Annotated in this window: 16 protein-coding genes; 5 read left to right on the forward strand and 11 right to left on the reverse strand. The window is 68.8% G+C overall.

Annotated elements, in window-relative coordinates:
* Positions 1-119: 119 nt before the first annotated feature.
* The 9 genes from tatC to MKK51_RS08335 form a co-directional block, all read right to left on the reverse strand.
* A complete protein-coding gene (gene tatC, locus MKK51_RS08300) occupies positions 120-920 on the reverse strand; it encodes a twin-arginine translocase subunit TatC (protein WP_243976275.1) in 801 nt (266 codons plus the stop codon).
* Positions 917-1,432 (reverse strand): Sec-independent protein translocase protein TatB, encoded by a 516-nt coding sequence (gene tatB, locus MKK51_RS08305; RefSeq protein ID WP_243976277.1) that lies wholly within the window; start codon positions 1,430-1,432, stop codon positions 917-919. Before tatB ends, tatC begins: the two co-directional genes overlap by 4 nt.
* A 150-nt stretch (positions 1,433-1,582) precedes the next feature.
* Positions 1,583-1,846, reverse strand: coding sequence for a twin-arginine translocase TatA/TatE family subunit (locus tag MKK51_RS08310; protein WP_018043520.1), 264 nt, complete (start codon positions 1,844-1,846; stop codon positions 1,583-1,585).
* 175 nt (positions 1,847-2,021) lie between these two features.
* A complete protein-coding gene (nagZ, locus tag MKK51_RS08315; protein ID WP_243976279.1) occupies positions 2,022-3,026 on the reverse strand; it encodes a beta-N-acetylhexosaminidase in 1,005 nt (334 codons plus the stop codon).
* 245 nt (positions 3,027-3,271) lie between these two features.
* Positions 3,272-4,702, reverse strand: coding sequence for an SPOR domain-containing protein (locus MKK51_RS08320; protein ID WP_243976281.1), 1,431 nt, complete (start codon positions 4,700-4,702; stop codon positions 3,272-3,274).
* 30 nt (positions 4,703-4,732) lie between these two features.
* Entirely contained in the window at positions 4,733-6,478 is a 1,746-nt protein-coding gene (gene argS / locus MKK51_RS08325) for an arginine--tRNA ligase (protein WP_243976283.1), read from the reverse strand.
* A 136-nt stretch (positions 6,479-6,614) separates the two neighbouring features.
* Positions 6,615-6,743, reverse strand: coding sequence for a hypothetical protein (locus tag MKK51_RS27170; RefSeq protein ID WP_279601032.1), 129 nt, complete (start codon positions 6,741-6,743; stop codon positions 6,615-6,617).
* Between the two features lie 72 nt (positions 6,744-6,815).
* Entirely contained in the window at positions 6,816-7,307 is a 492-nt protein-coding gene (locus MKK51_RS08330; protein WP_409565645.1) for a GDSL-type esterase/lipase family protein, read from the reverse strand.
* Positions 7,225-8,493: a deoxyguanosinetriphosphate triphosphohydrolase gene (locus MKK51_RS08335; RefSeq protein ID WP_243976287.1), complete on the reverse strand. Its 1,269-nt coding sequence runs from the start codon at positions 8,491-8,493 to the stop codon at positions 7,225-7,227. The genes MKK51_RS08330 and MKK51_RS08335 overlap by 83 nt, the downstream gene beginning before the upstream one ends.
* Positions 8,494-8,592: 99 nt before the next feature.
* Here MKK51_RS08335 and MKK51_RS08340 point away from each other — a divergent pair, with 99 nt between their 5' ends.
* Positions 8,593-8,919 carry a HesB/IscA family protein gene (locus MKK51_RS08340; RefSeq protein ID WP_018043514.1) on the forward strand — a complete coding sequence of 109 codons (327 nt, stop codon included), beginning with the start codon at positions 8,593-8,595 and terminating at the stop codon, positions 8,917-8,919.
* 131 nt (positions 8,920-9,050) lie between these two features.
* Positions 9,051-10,895, forward strand: a complete 1,845-nt coding sequence (locus tag MKK51_RS08345) for a hypothetical protein (RefSeq protein WP_243976289.1) — start codon at positions 9,051-9,053, stop codon at positions 10,893-10,895.
* Positions 10,896-10,961: 66 nt separating this feature from the next.
* On the opposite strand, the gene rnd is transcribed toward MKK51_RS08345, so the two are convergent.
* Complete coding sequence (gene rnd, locus MKK51_RS08350) at positions 10,962-12,113, reverse strand: ribonuclease D (protein ID WP_243976291.1); 1,152 nt, start codon at positions 12,111-12,113, stop codon at positions 10,962-10,964.
* Positions 12,114-12,219: 106 nt separating this feature from the next.
* A complete protein-coding gene (locus tag MKK51_RS08355; RefSeq protein WP_243976294.1) occupies positions 12,220-12,639 on the reverse strand; it encodes a hypothetical protein in 420 nt (139 codons plus the stop codon).
* A 180-nt stretch (positions 12,640-12,819) separates the two neighbouring features.
* Here MKK51_RS08355 and aspS point away from each other — a divergent pair, with 180 nt between their 5' ends.
* The 3 genes from aspS to MKK51_RS08370 all read left to right on the forward strand — a co-directional run bounded on the left by aspS (position 12,820) and on the right by MKK51_RS08370 (position 15,961).
* Positions 12,820-14,634 (forward strand): aspartate--tRNA ligase, encoded by a 1,815-nt coding sequence (aspS, locus tag MKK51_RS08360; RefSeq protein WP_243976296.1) that lies wholly within the window; start codon positions 12,820-12,822, stop codon positions 14,632-14,634.
* A gap of 164 nt (positions 14,635-14,798) precedes the next feature.
* Entirely contained in the window at positions 14,799-15,668 is an 870-nt protein-coding gene (locus tag MKK51_RS08365) for a glycosyltransferase family 2 protein (protein WP_243976298.1), read from the forward strand.
* The gene (locus MKK51_RS08370) at positions 15,665-15,961 is read left to right on the forward strand and encodes a hypothetical protein (protein WP_243976299.1); all 297 of its coding nucleotides are present in this window, start codon (positions 15,665-15,667) and stop codon (positions 15,959-15,961) included. The genes MKK51_RS08365 and MKK51_RS08370 overlap by 4 nt, the downstream gene beginning before the upstream one ends.
* The last annotated feature ends 6 nt before the right edge of the window (positions 15,962-15,967 follow it).

Raw genomic sequence — 15,967 nt, forward strand, 5'->3', positions numbered from 1 at the left:
TGCAGCATCGGGGCGACCCCGACAAGGCCGGGCGACCGAGCTTTCCCGACACCCCCTCATCCTGAGGCCGCTCACGCGGCATCTCATCATGAGGCATGCGGATGGGGCTTATGGAGCGGCTACGGCTCCAGCCCCTCGGCCACGCGCTTGGCCTTGCGACGGCGCTCGACGCGGGCCACCGAGAAGATCGAGGCCTCGTAGAGGAGGAGCATCGGCAGGGCCAGCGACAGCTGCGAGATCACGTCGGGCGGGGTCAGGATCGCGGCCGCCACGAAGACGAGGACGATGGCGTAGCGGCGCTTCTCGCGCAGGAAGGCGGTATCGATCACGCCGATCTGGCCGAGCAGGGTCAGGATCACCGGCAACTGGAACGCCAGTCCGAAGGCGAAGATCAGGGTCATGATGAGCGAGAGATACTCGTCCACCTTCGGCAGCAGCGAGATCGTCGCCTCGCCCGGCTGCCCGACCTGCTGCAGGCTCACCGAGAACTGGATCAGCAGCGGCATCGCCAGGAAGAACACCACCAGCGAACCCAGCACGAAGAAGATCGGCGTGGCGACGAGGTAGGGCAGGAAGGCCTGGCGCTCGTTGCGGTAGAGGCCCGGGGCCACGAACGCATAAATCTGGGTCGCGATGACGGGAAAGGCGAGGAAGCCTGCGCCGAACACGCTGAGCTTGATGTTGGTGAATACCTGTTCGAGGAAATGCGTCGCGATGAGCTGCGCCTTCTCCGGGCCGACGATGGAGACGTAGGGGTGGAGCAGGATGTTGTAGATGTGCCGCGAGACGAAGAAGCACGCAAAGAACATCACGACGAATGCCGCCAGGGACTTGATCAGCCGCGAGCGCAACTCGATCAGATGGTCGAGGAGCGGCGCGCGTGACGCCTCGACCTCGGATTCGTCGACCGGATCGATCATGAGGTGGCGCCGGGCTCGGTCAGCTTGGTGGAGGGTTCGGTCGGGGCCACGGTCGTCCGGGGGGGCAGATCGGGCAGCGCGTAGTCCGGCGGGGGCGGTGGCTCGACGTTTGCCGGCTCTGCCAACGCGGGAGCCTGGATCGACGGCTCGGAGGGCGCGGGCGGGTCGTTCTCGGCGAGCTTGGCGGCCACGTTGGCCAGCGGCTGCGTGCTCGATTGCGAGCGTCCGTCCACGGCGCCACGGATCTCGTCGCGGATGGTCTGGACCGGATTGAAACTCGGCCCCATCGTGCTCGCGGAGCGCTTGATGCCGTCGACCTCGCGGCGGACCTCATCGAACTCGGCCTCGCGGATCGCCTCGTTGAACTGGGCGTGGAACTCGCCGGCCATGCGGCGCATCTTGCCCGTCACCTGGCCAACGGTGCGCAGGGCCTTGGGCAGGTCCTTGGGCCCGATGACGATGAGGGCGACGCCGCCGATCAGCATCACCTCGCCCCAACTCATGTCGAACATGGTGTCGCTCGTCCCGCGGCCGATGGCCTGTGCCTCGTCACGACCGGCGGCCTAGCATGGTTCACGCCGGGCCGATGTCCGTCCGGGCGATTTCGCTCACACGAACTCTGGGCGATCCCGTCCAGGACCGCCGATATCGCCTAAGGAGTCTCAGACGACCTTGCGGTCGGCCGAGACGTGGCTGGCGGTGGCCGGCTCGCCCTGGTGAGGCAGGGTGCGCACGGGCTCGCCGTTGCTCGGCGGCGGCACGGCCGGCGCCTGTCCGGCAGGCGTCTCGTCCTCGGCCATGCCCTTCTTGAAGGCCTTGATGCCCTTGGCGACGTCGCCCATCAGGTCGGAGATCTTGCCGCGCCCGAACAGCAGCATCACGATGCCCGCAACGATGATCCAGTGCCAGATACTCATGCTGCCCATGGCAAACTCCTGCGCCCATGCGGTCGCCTGCCCAGCGACGCCCTCTCACGACGGATTGTCGGGAAACTAGGGATGGGAAGGAGCGAACACAAGAACCACGGGGGCTCCGGCTGCGGCATTCACGGCATCTGAGGCAATTGTGCAGTGCGTCACGGACGCGCGGGACGCATCGCATTCATGCCTGGGCGGAAAGACCCGCTTCGAAACGCGAGCGCGCCTCGGCGACATCGAACTCCGCATGCGGTGCGAGCCGGGCCAGGGCGGCCTCGGCGCGGCGCAGGGCTTCGCCGGACAGGGTCGGCGTGCCCTCCAGGACGACGCGCATCTCCTGCCGATCGCCGTTGCAATGGAGCGCGACGTCGATTCCGGCGGCGAAGGCTTTCTCGGCCTTCTCGCGAAAACTGCCGTCCAGTGCTTTCATCGAGAGGTCGTCGGTCATGAGGAGGCCATCGAAGCCGATCAGGCCGCGGATCACCTGTCCGATCACCACGCTGGACTGTGTCGCGGGATGATGCGGGTCGAGGGCGGCGTAGACCACGTGCGCGCTCATCGCCATCGGCAGGTCCGCGAGGGCGCGGAACGGAACGAAATCGTGGGCGGCGAGGCTCACGCCCTCGGCCTCCACCACGGGCAGATCCATGTGGCTGTCGCAGGCGGCACGGCCATGCCCGGGAATATGCTTGATCACGGGGAGGACGCCGCCCTCCATCAGCCCTTCGGCCACCGCGCGTCCCAGGGCGATGACGGCGTGCGGATCGGTGCCGTAGGCACGGTCGCCGATGATGTCGTGGGCGCCGGCCACCGGTACGTCGAGGACGGGCGCGCAATCGACGTTGATCCCCACCGAGGCGAGGTCGTGCGCCATCAGCCGTGCGCCGAGGCGCGCCATGGCGGTGCCCGACCCGTTGAGCCGGCCGAAGCGGGCGCCGGCCGGATAGGACGGCCAGTGCGGCGGCCCCATGCGCTGTACCCGTCCGCCCTCCTGGTCGATCAGGATCGGCGTGTCGGCCCGGCCCGATGTGGCCCGCAGCGCATCGGTCAGCGCCCTCACCTCGTCCGGCGAGCCGATGTTGCGCTTGAACAGGATGAAGCCCCAGGGCTGCGCATCGCGGAAGAACGCGGCCTCCTCGTCCGAGAGGGTCCGGCCGGCACAGCCGAGGATCAGGGCGCGAGTGGTCATGGGGTATGCTGCTCGGCTTGAATGCACGGAGGATCCGAGGAACGTCCGTCCCTGCTCGTCCCGGTCGCGGCGGCCCTCGCATGGGCGGGTCCCGCACGGAGCGCTGCCCATGCGAGGCGTCGACGGTCGCCTTCGAAGTCTGCGCTTCGGCGACGTCGGTCTCGAGTTCTCAGACCGGGATCGCGGACGCTCGGCTCACGAGGGGCGACTGCCGGAACTCGGCTTCGACGCCCGCATCCCGTGTCTCAGTTCTTGGCGACGAAGCACTGGCCGCCGGCACCCTGCAGTTCGGTGCAGAGGGTCGTCGCCTCCGCCTTGGCCAGGGGCCCGACGCGGACGCGGTAGATGGTCTTGCCGCTGACCTCGGCCTGACGGATCAGGGCGGGCTTGCCGGAGAGCTGGCTGAACTTGCCCTGCATCTGCTTGAACGCGGCCTGCGCCTCGGCCTCGCTGGTGCGTACCCCGAGCTGGACCGAGTACCCGCTGACCGGGGCGGTCGAAGCCGCCGGAGCGGGAGCGGGAGTCGGCAGGGCGGAGGTCGCATCGGGGGCGACGGCGGCGACGCGCTGCGAGGCCTTCACGCGGGGAGCGGGTGCGGCCTGCTCGGGTGCCGGGGCTTCGTCGGCCGAGGCGGGCGTCGTCGCCGGCAGCTTTCCGGCGCGCGGATGCATCGACCCGCTGGTGGAGCCACCGTTATCGCCCGGAAGGGTCATGGTGGGGATGACGGATTGGGCGGCGGAAGCCTCGCGCTGGGGTGGCGGGGGAGGCGTATCCGGCTTCACCGAAACGGTCCGCACCCGGCGGGGCTCGCCGAGGGTTTCGGTGAGGGGACCCGTATTGCCGCCCTGCCCGGTGGACGGCGTGGCTCCGCCCTCCCCGGCACGCTGGGCGGAACGGGCGGCCTGCGCGACGTCGACCGGCTGCTCTTCGCGGTTGACGATGCGGATCTGGCCGTCCTTGGCGTTGCGGTCGTAGATCTGCTTGTTCTGGTCGGGGATTTCGACGCCGTCCGCCTTCTGCGGGGCGATCTTCAGCGGAGCCTTGTCGGCCAGGATCGTGGGCACGGTGCCGTCGCCCTGGCTCGAATGCAGGCCGCGCCAGGTGAGCGCACCGGTGACGCAGACCACCAGCACGCCGAGGCCGGCCCCCACGGAGACGAGGCGGCTCCGCTGGCGGGGCCGCTCGGCCGCGCGGTTGAGGCGGTCGTCCTGCTCCGGCGCATAGGCCTCCGATCCCCGGGGATCGTGGGTCCCGTCCGCATAGGCGCCGTGATCGACGGAGGCGAGATACTGGTCGAAGGCATCGGCCGGATGGGCCGAGAGCGTGGCCTCAGATTCGGGCGCTGTCTGGTACGGGGGATGCTGGGCGTAGGCCGCCGGCGCGGTTGCATAGGCCGCCGGCGCCCCGGCATGGGCCGAAGGAGCGGCTGCCGGCGCCTCGTCGTGGAAGCTCGGCTCCCTCCGCCCGCCCTGGCCCTGCGGCTGGGGCGCGGTACGGGAATCACGGGCCTCGAGGAGGGCGCGGAAGGGGTCGTCCTGGCCGACGATGCGGGCGAGCTCCGCCAACGGGTCGGGCTTTGCCGCAGGCTGGGCCTGCGGCTGGGGCGGTGTCGTGGGCTGCAAGTCACGCGCGAAGGCGTCGAAATCGACAGGCGCTCGCGAAGCGTTCGTCGTCATGGCAGCATTCCCCTTCACGCCGAGATCACCTCACCGCATTTCATCCGGCGCGGTGACACCCAAGACCGCGAGGCCGGAGGCGACGACGCCTCTCAAAGCCTCCACGAGGGCCAGTCTTGCCCGTGTCGAGTTTCGGTCGTTTAGATTAATAAACCGCAAATGCGGCAAGTCTTTGCCTTTGTTCCAGAAACCATGCAGGGAACTTGCGAGCTCGTAGAGGTAGAAGGCCACACGGTGCGGCTCGTGCGCCGCCGCCGCCGCTTCGATCACCCGTGGGTATTGGGCGATGAGCCGCATGATCTCGGCTTCCGCGGAATCGGCCAGCAGCGTCAGATCCGCATCCGCGAGGCCGGCGACGGAAAAGTCCTCGCCGGGCATGGCTTCGCGCGCCTGCCGGAACACCGAGGCGCAGCGGGCATGGGCGTACTGCACGTAGAAGACCGGGTTGTCCTTGGATTGCTCCACCACCTTGGCGAGGTCGAAATCCAGGGTCGCGTCGTTCTTGCGGTAGAGCATCATGAAGCGGATCGCGTCGCGACCGACCTCGTCGACCACCTCGGCCAGGGTGATGAACTCGCCGGCGCGCTTGGACATCTTCACCGGCTCGCCGGCCCGAAGGAGGCGCACCAGCTGGCACAGCTTCACGTCGAGGGTCGCCTCGCCGTCGCTCACCGCTCTGACCGCCGCCTGCATGCGCTTGACGTAGCCGCCGTGATCCGCCCCGAGCACGTCGATGAGGTCGGTGGCGCCGCGCCGGATCTTGTCGCGGTGATAGGCGATGTCGGAGGCGAAGTAGGTGAACGAGCCGTCCGACTTCAGGAGCGGCCGGTCGACGTCGTCACCGAACTCCACGGTGCGGAACAGGGTCTGCTCACGGTCCTCCCAATCCTCCGGCAGCTGACCCTTCGGCGGCGGCAGCCGGCCCTCGTAGACGAGGCCCTTCTCGCGAAGCTCCGCCAGGAGGACGGGCACCGCCTCCTTCAGGGTCGCTTCCGAGAAGAAGACGTCGTGATGGATGCCGAGCCGCGCGAGGTCGCCCCGGATCAGCGCCATCATCGCCGCGATGGCATCCGCCCGCACCTGCGGCAGCCAATCGGATTCCGGTGCGTCGAGGAGCGCGCGGCCGTGCTTCTCGGCGAGCGCCCTGCCCACCGGCACGAGATAGTCGCCGGGATAAAGGCCTTCCGGCACCGTGCCGACCTCTTCGCCGAGCGCCTCGCGGTAGCGCAGGAACGCCGAGCGGGCGAGAACGTCCACCTGTGCGCCGGCATCGTTGATGTAGTACTCGCGCGTCACGTCGCGGCCGGCCGCCACGAGCAGGTTGGCCAGCGCGTCGCCGAACACCGCACCGCGGCCATGGCCCACATGCATCGGCCCGGTGGGGTTGGCCGAGACGTACTCGATGTTGACCTTGCCGCCGGGCATGCGGGCGCGGCCGTAGGCGGCGCCGTCGCCGAGCGCCGCACGCACGACCTCGTGATAGGTCTCGGGCGTCAGGCGCAGATTGATGAAACCCGGTCCCGCCACGCTCGCCTCGACCACGCGGGGATCCTGCCGGAGTTCCGCCGCCAGCGCCTCGCCGAGCGCCTTCGGATTGGTCCGGGCCTCCTTGGCGAGGACCAGGGCGGCATTGGTGGCGAGGTCGCCGTGAGCGGCATCGCGCGGCGGCTCGACCACCACGCGGGAGAGATCGAGCCCTTCGGGCAGCGTCCCGGACCGGATCAGGCTCTCGAGCGCCTCGCGCACGCGCGCCTCGAAGGTGGCGAAGATGTTCATGGGATATCTGTTCCGCTCGCGCCAAGCCGCATCGTCACGACGGCCGGCGCCTCAATGCGGCGGCATACCAATGCGGGGGGCACGTGTCACGGGAGACCGCCCATCGCCCTTCGGGGTCTTCTCTCAGCCCGGCGCTTCAGAACCAGGCGCGCCAAGCCTCCCACGCTGCCACGGCGCTGGCCAGGGCCGCGTAGCCGCCGGCATTGGGGTGGGTTCCGTCTCCCGCCGCGGCCTCGCTGGTCCAGGCGTCGGATCCCGTGGCCACGTCGAAGACCGGCAGGAACGGAACGCCGAGTCGGGCGCAGAGGAGAGCGAGGTCCCGCGACAGAGCCAGGATTCATGCATCCGTCGAGGGATCGTCGCAGACGGGAAGCAGGCCGACCATGAGGGTCTTCCGCCAGCCGGCGGCGTCCGTGAGAATCGCCGTGGCCATTTCGAGGGAGCGGACGTGAGGGACGCGGGTTCGGCCATCCACGAGGGTGCAATCGTTTGCGCCGAACGCGAAAACGAGCCTGCCGTCCAGTCCCTCGGGCAGGCGGGCTTCGGCCTCGTTCCGCCAGCGGCCGCGGATGTCGAGGCTGGTGTCGCGGCGAATGCCGGGATTGTCATGCGTCACGTCCCAGCCCGCGCGGCGGGCCTCGGCACAGAGACGGCCCGTCCATCCGAGACAGGTGTCGTCACCGACCCCGTTCACGAAACTGTCGCCGATGAAGCAATGCGCATGGATCGCGCCGAAATCCCGGCCCCTACCCCTCCGCCAGCGGCAGGCCCCGGCTCTCGGGGCTCCAGTGCAGGTCCGGCGTCGTGGCGAACAGGCGCTTGTGGGCAAGCACCGCGTAGGTGTCGGTCATGCCGGCGATGTAGTCGGCCACGCGCCGGGCGATGCGCCCCTCCCCTGCCCCCTCGAGCCCGGCCTGCCATTCCTCCGGCATGGAGGCAGGGTTCGTGCTGAAGGCATCGAACAGGTCCGCGACGATGATGTCCGCCTTCGCCCGCACCGCCAGCACGCTCGGATGGCGGTACATCCGCGCGTAGAGGAAGCGCTTGATCGTGGCATCCGCCTCCTCCAGGGCCGGCGAGAAGGAGACGACCGCCTCGCTGGCCGCGCGGATATCGGCGACGGAACCCGGTGCCAGGGCCTCGATCCGACGGGTGCTCTCGGCGATCACGTCCTCCACGAAGCGGGTGATCACACGACGCGCCAGTTCGTGGATCTTTCGCGATTCCTCAAGATTCGGGTGCAGCGCGTCGATCTCGTCGAGGATGTCCCGGAGGAAGGGGACGCCGTCGAGATCCGAGAGTTCGAACAGGCCTGCCCGCAGGCCGTCGTCGAGGTCGTGGCTGTCATAGGCGATGTCGTCGGCCAGGGCCGCCGCCTGCGCCTCCGGCCCGGCGAAACGGGCGAGATCGAGATCGTTCTGCGCGTTGTATTCGAGGATGGCGGCGGGAATGCCCCGTCCCGCCCAGCGCGGGGTCGGGTCGCCCTCCTTCGTGAGGAGAGGGCCATTGTGCTTGACGAGGCCCTCCAGGGTCTCCCAGGCGAGGTTGAGCCCGTCGAACCCGGCATAGCGCCGTTCGAGCCGCGTCACGATCCTCAGGGCCTGGGCATTGTGGTCGAACCCGCCATGAGCGGCCATCAGAGCATCGAGCGCGTCCTCGCCGGTATGGCCGAAACAGGTGTGGCCGAGGTCGTGGGAGAGCGCCAGCGCCTCCGCGAGATCCTCGTCGAGGCCGAGCGCCCGGGCCAGCGCGCGGGCGATCTGGCTGACTTCGAGGGTATGGGTCAGGCGGGTGCGGTAATGATCGCCCTCGTGGTGGACGAAAACCTGGGTCTTGTGCTTGAGGCGGCGGAAGGCGGCCGAATGGATGATCCGGTCGCGGTCGCGCTGGAAGTCGCTGCGCGTGGGCGAGATCGCCTCCGGGATCAACCGCCCGCGCGTGGCCGCCGGATCGGTGGCGTAGCGCGCCCGCCAGCGTTCGCCCCTGTGCCGCACGTCACCTCCTGAATGCGCCATCGCGCGCAACGACCATCTCGCGTTGCAGCGCGTCTCTACGGCGCATATCTTGTGTGGGCTAGCGCTTCTGGCAATCGACGAGAACCCAAGAGCATCACGATGGCCGACATCACCCTGACCCCCCGCGCGGCCAAGCGCATCAACGAGATCATGGGAGCCGAGCCTCCCGGCGCGTCCCTGCGGATCAGCGTGAACGGCGGCGGCTGCTCGGGCTTCTCCTACGCCTTCGACATCGAGCGGGCGCGGGCCGAGGACGACGTGGTGATCGAGCGCGACGGCGCCACCGTCCTCGTCGATCCGGTCTCCCTCGAATACATGAGCGGATCGACCATCGATTTCGCCAACGATCTGATCGGCCAGGCCTTCAAGATCGAGAATCCGCAGGTCACTTCCTCCTGCGGCTGCGGCACGTCGTTCTCGCTCTGAGGCATCGTCATTCCGTCACGGCACGGCGTGCGGCTGCGCGATTGCCTCGCCGTGGAAAAAGCGGCACGGATGCGGTTCGGCGCGGCACCGTTGCACGAAGCGCCTTTTTTCGCAGCGCCCCGGATCCGCTCATGATCGTCCCACAAGGTCGTCCCTTCTTCATGCGGACGGCTGGCCTTTCGGTCTGCGCCCTCCTCATCTTCGGCGGCGGCGGCCCGCTCCGCCCCTTGCTCGGCCCCTTGCCGGTCTCGGCCCAGGAAGCGGCGTCCGCCGTGCAGGACGTGACGCTCCAGAACGTGACGATGACCTTCGGCGGCACGGTCCTCACCGCGCCGCAGGTCATCGTCAGCGGGACGCGCCTGACGAAGGACGATCTCCTCGGTCTGCTGAGATCCGGCCCCGAGCCCCTGGCCGCGCGTCTCGCGAAGTTCGATGCCGCGAGCATCGTGATCCCGGAGCTTCGCTCCGAGACCCGGATCGGGACCAAGACCCAGAACGCGACCTATCGCGACGTGACGGCCAAGGACGTGCGTGGCGGCCGCATCGCCCAGGCAAGTGCGGCGGGGTTAACGGCTGTGGAGGCCGGGGGCGAGGCGAAACACAGCGCCAGTTACGGTCGCATCGAGATGAAGGATGTCGATCTCGCCGCGATGGCGCGGCTCTACGGTGAAGCGGGCGACGCCAAGAGCCCGATGCTGCGGATCTATGGCGCCTTCTCGGCCGCCGACATTTCGATGGAGGCCGAGGGCACGGTGGTGAAGATTGCCCGTCTCGAGGGCAGCGACGTCAGCGGACGCCAGATTCCGGCTACATGGACCGGCGCGCTCGACGCGATGTCCCGCGTGGACCCCATCCAGCCCGCCTCCGCCGACAAGGCGCGGATCCTGGGAACCGTGGCCGACCTCATCGACGGATTCTCTGTCGGCTCGTTCCAGGCCAGCGGACTCACGATCAACCAGACTCATGACGGCGAGCCCGTGGCGATGACCATGGGACGCATGGCCTTCGCTTCGGGAAACCTGACCTTCGAGGATCTCGGCTTCACGGTGGGCGAAGCCGGCGGCAAGCTCTCGCGCCTGTCCTTCGCGGGCTTCTCCTTCGCCCCGACCGTGGCGGCCATGCGCAAGCTCTCGACGCAGGCCGGGGAGCCCACCGAAGCGGATTTACGACAGATGACGCCGGTGCTCGGCACCCTGGCATTCAAGGATCTGAGCCTCGACCTGCCGCCGGACGAGGTGTCTGCTCCGCCCAAGCCCTCCGCGAAGCCCCCTGGCGCCCCGTCGCCCGCGGCCGCGACGGCGCCCAAGCATATCGGCCTGCGCGACGGCGCCTTCGCCTTTGGACCGCTGCGCGACGGCCTGCCCACCACCGGCCGGGCCAACCTCTCGGGCCTCACCCTCCCCGCCTCGGCGGTGGCCGGAATTCCGGGACTCGGCTCCCTCGGCGCCTATGGCTACCGCGACCTCGACCTCGACGTCGTGGCCGACACGGCCTGGAACGAGGCCGCCAAGGAACTCACCTTCAGCGAGGTGTCGGTGTCGGGCAAGGACATGGGCAGCGTGAAGATCAACGGCACCCTCGGCGGCATCGGCCCGGCGGTGTTCGACCCGGATCCGAGCGTCTCGACCTTCGCCATGCTGGGCGCGACCGCCAAGACCCTCGACCTGCGGATCGAGAATACCGGCCTGTTCGAGCGCTTCATCGCCACGCAGTCGAAGAGCCTGAGCCTCAAGCCCGAGGAACTGACTCAGGAATACGTCACCGCCACGACGTTCGGCGTGCCGGCCATCCTCGGCAATTCGGCCGGGGCCAAGGCCATCGGCGCGGCCCTGGGCCAGTTCGTGATGAAGCCGGGCACACTTCTTCTCAGCGCCAAGGCGAAGAATGCCGGCGGCATCGGCATGCTCGAATTCAGCGCGGCCCCGACGCCGGGCGCCGTGCTCGACAGGCTGGACGTGAGCGCGAAGGCGAACTGACGACGGGGGAGGAACGCCTACGTCTCTCCTCCCCCGTTGCGGGGTGGAGAGGCGTCTGAGCCCGGATCAATCCAATGTGCGCACCACGATCCGCCCGCCCTCGGCCGACAGGGCGAGGCGGCCGGCCTTGAGGGCCAGCGCCTTCTCGCCGAACAGTGTCCGGCGCCAGCCGTGCAGGACGGCGATGTCGGCCTCGTCGTCTTCGGCGATGGCTTCGAGGTCATCCATCGTGGCGACGATCTTGGGCGCCACGTCCTCGGCCTCGCAGACCGCCTTGAGCAGCACCTTCAGCAATTCCACCACGGCGCCGTTGCCGCCCCGGCCCCGGCTGCGCTCGGGCAGGACGATATCGGACAGGTCGCGCTGGAAGCCGCGCTCCACGGCGGCGAGGATATCGGCTCCGGTCCGCGAACGCTCGAAGCCCGCCGGGATCGAGCGCAGGCGCCCCAGGGCCTCGACGCTGCGCGGAGAGGAGGTGGCGATGTCGATCACCGCCTCGTCCTTCAGGATACGGCCGCGCGGGACGTTGCGGGTCTGCGCCTCGCGCTCGCGCCAGGCGGCGACCTCGGCCAGCACCGCGATCTCGCGCGGCTTGCGCATGCGGCCGGACAACCGGCGCCAGGCCTGGGCCGGGTCGGCCTTGTAGGTCTCCGGCGACGTGAGGACGCTCATCTCCTCGTCGAGCCATTCGCCGCGATCGGTGGAGAGGAGCTGCCCCGCCAGCACCTCGTAGACCTTCACCAGGTGGGTCACGTCGGAGAGGGCGTAGCTCGACTGGGCGTCGGAGAGCGGGCGGCGCGACCAGTCGGTGAAGCGGGAGGATTTGTCGATCTTCGCCTTCGCCACGTCGTTGACGAGTTGCTCGTAGGAGACCGAGTCGCCGTAGCCGCAGACCATGGCGGCGACCTGCGTATCGAAGAAGGGCTGCGGCAGCAGCCCCCCGAGCAGCCAGATGATCTCGAGGTCCTGGCGCGCCGAGTGGAACACCTTGACCACGCCCTCGTCGGCCATCAGCGCGAAGAACGGCGCGAGGTCGATGTCGGGGGACAACGGGTCGACGAGCACCCCCGACCCGTCCGGCCCCGCCATCTGGATGAGGCAGAGCTTGGGGTAGTAGGTCGTCTCCCGCATGAACTCCGTGTCCACGGTGACGAACGGCTGTCCGGCGAAACGGATGCAGGCCTCGGCGAGGGCCGGCGTGGTGGCGATGAGATCCATGAGAGCCGGCTATATCGGAGGTTGACGCGCGAGGCGAGATCGTATCTCGCGCCGCGCGCGGCTATCCCCGACATCCCCGCCCGGATCCTGTGCCCCGGATCCCTCTTCAGGCGGCGTGCTTGCGGGACCGGTCCCGGCAGGCGAGGCTGCGCATCCGTTCGGCGCGCTCGCGCTTCTGGGCCGAGGCACGGGTCAAAAGCCAGTCGAGGATGCCGGCTTTCATCCGCGGTCCGGCCTCCTCGGTCAGGCGCCGGATGCGATCCACCCGGAAGCCGCGATAGCCGCCGCGTGCGCGGTCGATGCCGCCGAGCAGCGTCCGGCCCGGTCCGAGCCTCAACTCGCGCGCGTCGAGGACACGCGTGCTCCAGAGACCACGGGAATCCTCGTAGACGATCTCGAACCGGCCTTCGAGCGGTAGGATCTGCCAGGCGCCGGGCTTGTGCTCGCCCCGTGCCGCACCCTTTCCCCCTACGGAGGGAGCCGCTGCGGCCTCGTGCAAAATGTTGAAAAACGCGTTCGCATTCATGGACTTGATATGGGGATTTCCCCTCGTTTTCGTAAGGTCTTTGCTGTCCTCGGCAACCTTGGGGCTTCTTCTCTGGTGCATGCTGGGCTGCCAAGTCGAAGCGCTTAGCGATTTCGCTAAATCGCCTTGACTTGCCCGCCTTCGCCCGCATGGTGCGCCGCTCAATCTGAAGAGCCCGTCATGCACCGTTATCGTACCCATACCTGTGGGGCCCTCCGCCCGTCCGACGTCGGCGAGACCGTTCGCCTTTCCGGCTGGTGCCACCGCATCCGCGACCATGGCGGCGTCCTCTTCATCGACCTGCGCGACCATTACGGTCGCACCCAATGCGTGGTCGATTCCGATTCGAAGGCGTTCAAGACGGCGAACCTCGCCCGCTCGGAATGGGTGATCCGCATCGACGGCCGCGTTCGCACCCGCCCCGCCGGTACCGAGAATGCCGACCTGCCCACCGGCACGGTGGAGGTCTATATCGACGACATCGAGGTTCTCGGCCCCGCCGGCGAACTGCCGGTGCCGGTCTTCGGCGACCAGGACTACCCGGAGGAGACGCGGCTCAAGTACCGGTTCCTCGACCTGCGCCGCGACAAGCTCCACGCCAACATCATGAAGCGCGGCGCGATCATCGATTCGCTCCGCCGCCGGATGCGCGAAGGCGGGTTCTTCGAGTTCCAGACGCCGATCCTCACGGCGTCCTCGCCGGAGGGGGCCCGCGACTACCTGGTGCCCTCCCGCGTGCACCCCGGCAAGTTCTACGCGCTGCCGCAGGCGCCCCAGCAGTTCAAGCAGCTGACGATGATCGCCGGCTTCGACCGCTACTTCCAGATCGCCCCGTGTTTTCGCGACGAGGATGCCCGCGCCGACCGCTCGCCGGGCGAGTTCTACCAGCTCGACATCGAGATGAGCTTCGTCACCCAGGAGGACGTATTCCAGTCGGTGGAGCCGGTCCTGCGCGACGTCTTCGAGGAATTCGCCGACGGCAAGCGGGTCACCGAGACCTTCCCGCGCATCCCCTATGCCGAGGCGATGCTGAAATACGGCGTCGACAAGCCGGACCTGCGCAACCCGCTCGTGATCGCCGACGTGACGGACGAATTCGCCCGCGACGAGGTCGAGTTCAAGGCGTTCAAGGGCGTGATCAAGTCCGGCGGCGTGGTCCGTGCGATCCCCGCCACGGGGGCCGCGACGCAACCGCGCTCGTTCTTCGACAAGCTCAACGACTTCGCCCGCGCCGAGGGCGCGCCGGGCCTGGGCTACATCATCTTCGAGGACGACAACGGCACGGTCACCGGCAAGGGTCCGATCGCCAAGTTCATTCCTTCCGAGATCCAGGCTCTCATCCGCGAAAAGACCGGCACGAAGGCCGGCGACGCGGTGTTCTTCTCCGCCGGCACCGAGGCCAAGGCCGCGGCGCTCGCCGGCAAGGCCCGCATCCGCATCGGCGACGAACTCGGCCTCTGCGACAAGGACCAGTTCGCGTTCTGCTGGATCACGGACTTCCCGATGTACGAGTGGAACGAGGACGACAAGCGGATCGACTTCTCCCACAACCCGTTCTCGATGCCGAACTTCGACCGCGAGGCGTTCCTGGCCCTCGACCCGTCGGATGCGGAGACGATCCTGGGCATCAAGGCGTTCCAGTACGACATCGTCTGCAACGGCACGGAACTGTCCTCCGGTGCGATCCGGAACCATCGCCCGGAGGTGATGGAGAAGGCGTTCGGTCTCGCCGGCTACGGGCAGGACGTGCTCGAAGAAAAGTTCGGCGGCATGCTCAACGCGCTGAAGCTCGGCGCCCCACCGCACGGCGGCATCGCGCCGGGAATCGACCGCATCGTCATGCTGCTCTGCGGCGAACAGAACCTGCGCGAGGTGGTCCTGTTCCCCATGAACCAGCGCGCCGAAGACCTGATGATGGGCGCCCCGGCCGAGGCGACCCCGAAGCAGCTGCGCGAACTCCACATCCGGTTGAACCTGCCCGAGAAGCAGGGCTGAGTCGCTACACACCACCCTCTCCCCTCTGCGGGGGAGGGTACCTTGGAGCAGGCGGGAGAGGGGGCGACCTCTCCGGACACCGCGCTCCCCTCTCCCGCCCCTCGCTCCCCCGCAGAGGGGGAGGGTTTGCAGAGCCCGATCCCTCCAACATTGACAGGGCCGACATGCCCTCCCTCGTCGCCGTCGTCGTCGCCCATGACAGCGCGCATGCGCTCCCGGCCTGTCTCACGGCGCTCGCCGCCGAGCACGTGCCGGCCATCGTCGTGGACAACGCGAGTCGTGACGAGTCGGCGACGGTGGCGGAGGCGGCCGGCGCCAGGGTGCTGCGCAATGCCCGCAACGAGGGCTACGGCCGCGCCAACACCCTCGGGATCCGCGCTGCCGAACGGGCCGAACGTGTGCTCATCCTCAACCCGGACATCGTGCTGCAGGCAGGCGCTGTCGATGCCCTGCTGCGCGCATCTGCGGCCTATCCCGAGGCCGGCCTGCTGGCGCCGCGCCTGATGGAGCCGGACGGGCGGTTCTTCTACCAGCCGCGCTCGCTGCTCGCGCCCTACCTCACCAACCCGCCCGGCAACCGCGCCCTGCCCGACGGAGATGCCTGCGCGCCGTTCCTCTCCGGCGCCTGTCTGATGATCCGGCGGGACCTGTTCCTCGCCCTCGGCGGGTTCGATCAGAATATCTTCCTGTTCTACGAAGACGACGACCTGTGCCGCCGGGTCGCCGATTCCTCCCGCTCCCTGGTCCATGTCCACGGCGCGGTCGCCCTGCATGGGCGCGGTCGCTCGTCGGCGCCGGAGCCCGGCCGGGTCTTCCGTACCCGCTGGCATCAGGCCTGGTCGCGGGCCTATGTCTCGCGCAAGTACGGCCTGCCGGACCCGAGCCCGGCCATGCTCGCGGTGAACGCCCCGAAGGCGGCCTTGGCATCCTTGAGCTTCCGCCGGCCGCTGATCGAGCGCTATGCCGGTTCGGCGGCCGGCGCCCTCGCTGCCATCCGTGGGCGCACCGCCCTCGCCCGGGAAGGGCTCGCGTGAGCCTGCTCAATCCGACGGCTGCCCTGGCCCGCGCCGTCGCCGGCGTCGCGGCGCAGGGCTTCGCCGTCGTCGCCCGCAACACGCGCGGCGACAGCGTCTATCTCAAGCCGGAGGGGAGCGTTTTCGCCCTGCGGGTCTCGAACCATGCGCGAACCCCGAAGCAGCGGGCGAACCACCCGGATTCAGTGACGAGCCTCGTCATCCGGCAGCCGAAGACGGCGGCCCAAGTGGATGCCCTGGTGGCGGAGGCCCTGCGGAACTACGCGGGCGAGTGCCGCAAGCGGGAGGGTTGAAGCCGC

Source organism: Methylobacterium sp. E-045, from assembly GCF_022829685.1.
In the GTDB taxonomy this organism is placed as follows: Bacteria; Pseudomonadota; Alphaproteobacteria; order Rhizobiales; family Beijerinckiaceae; genus Methylobacterium.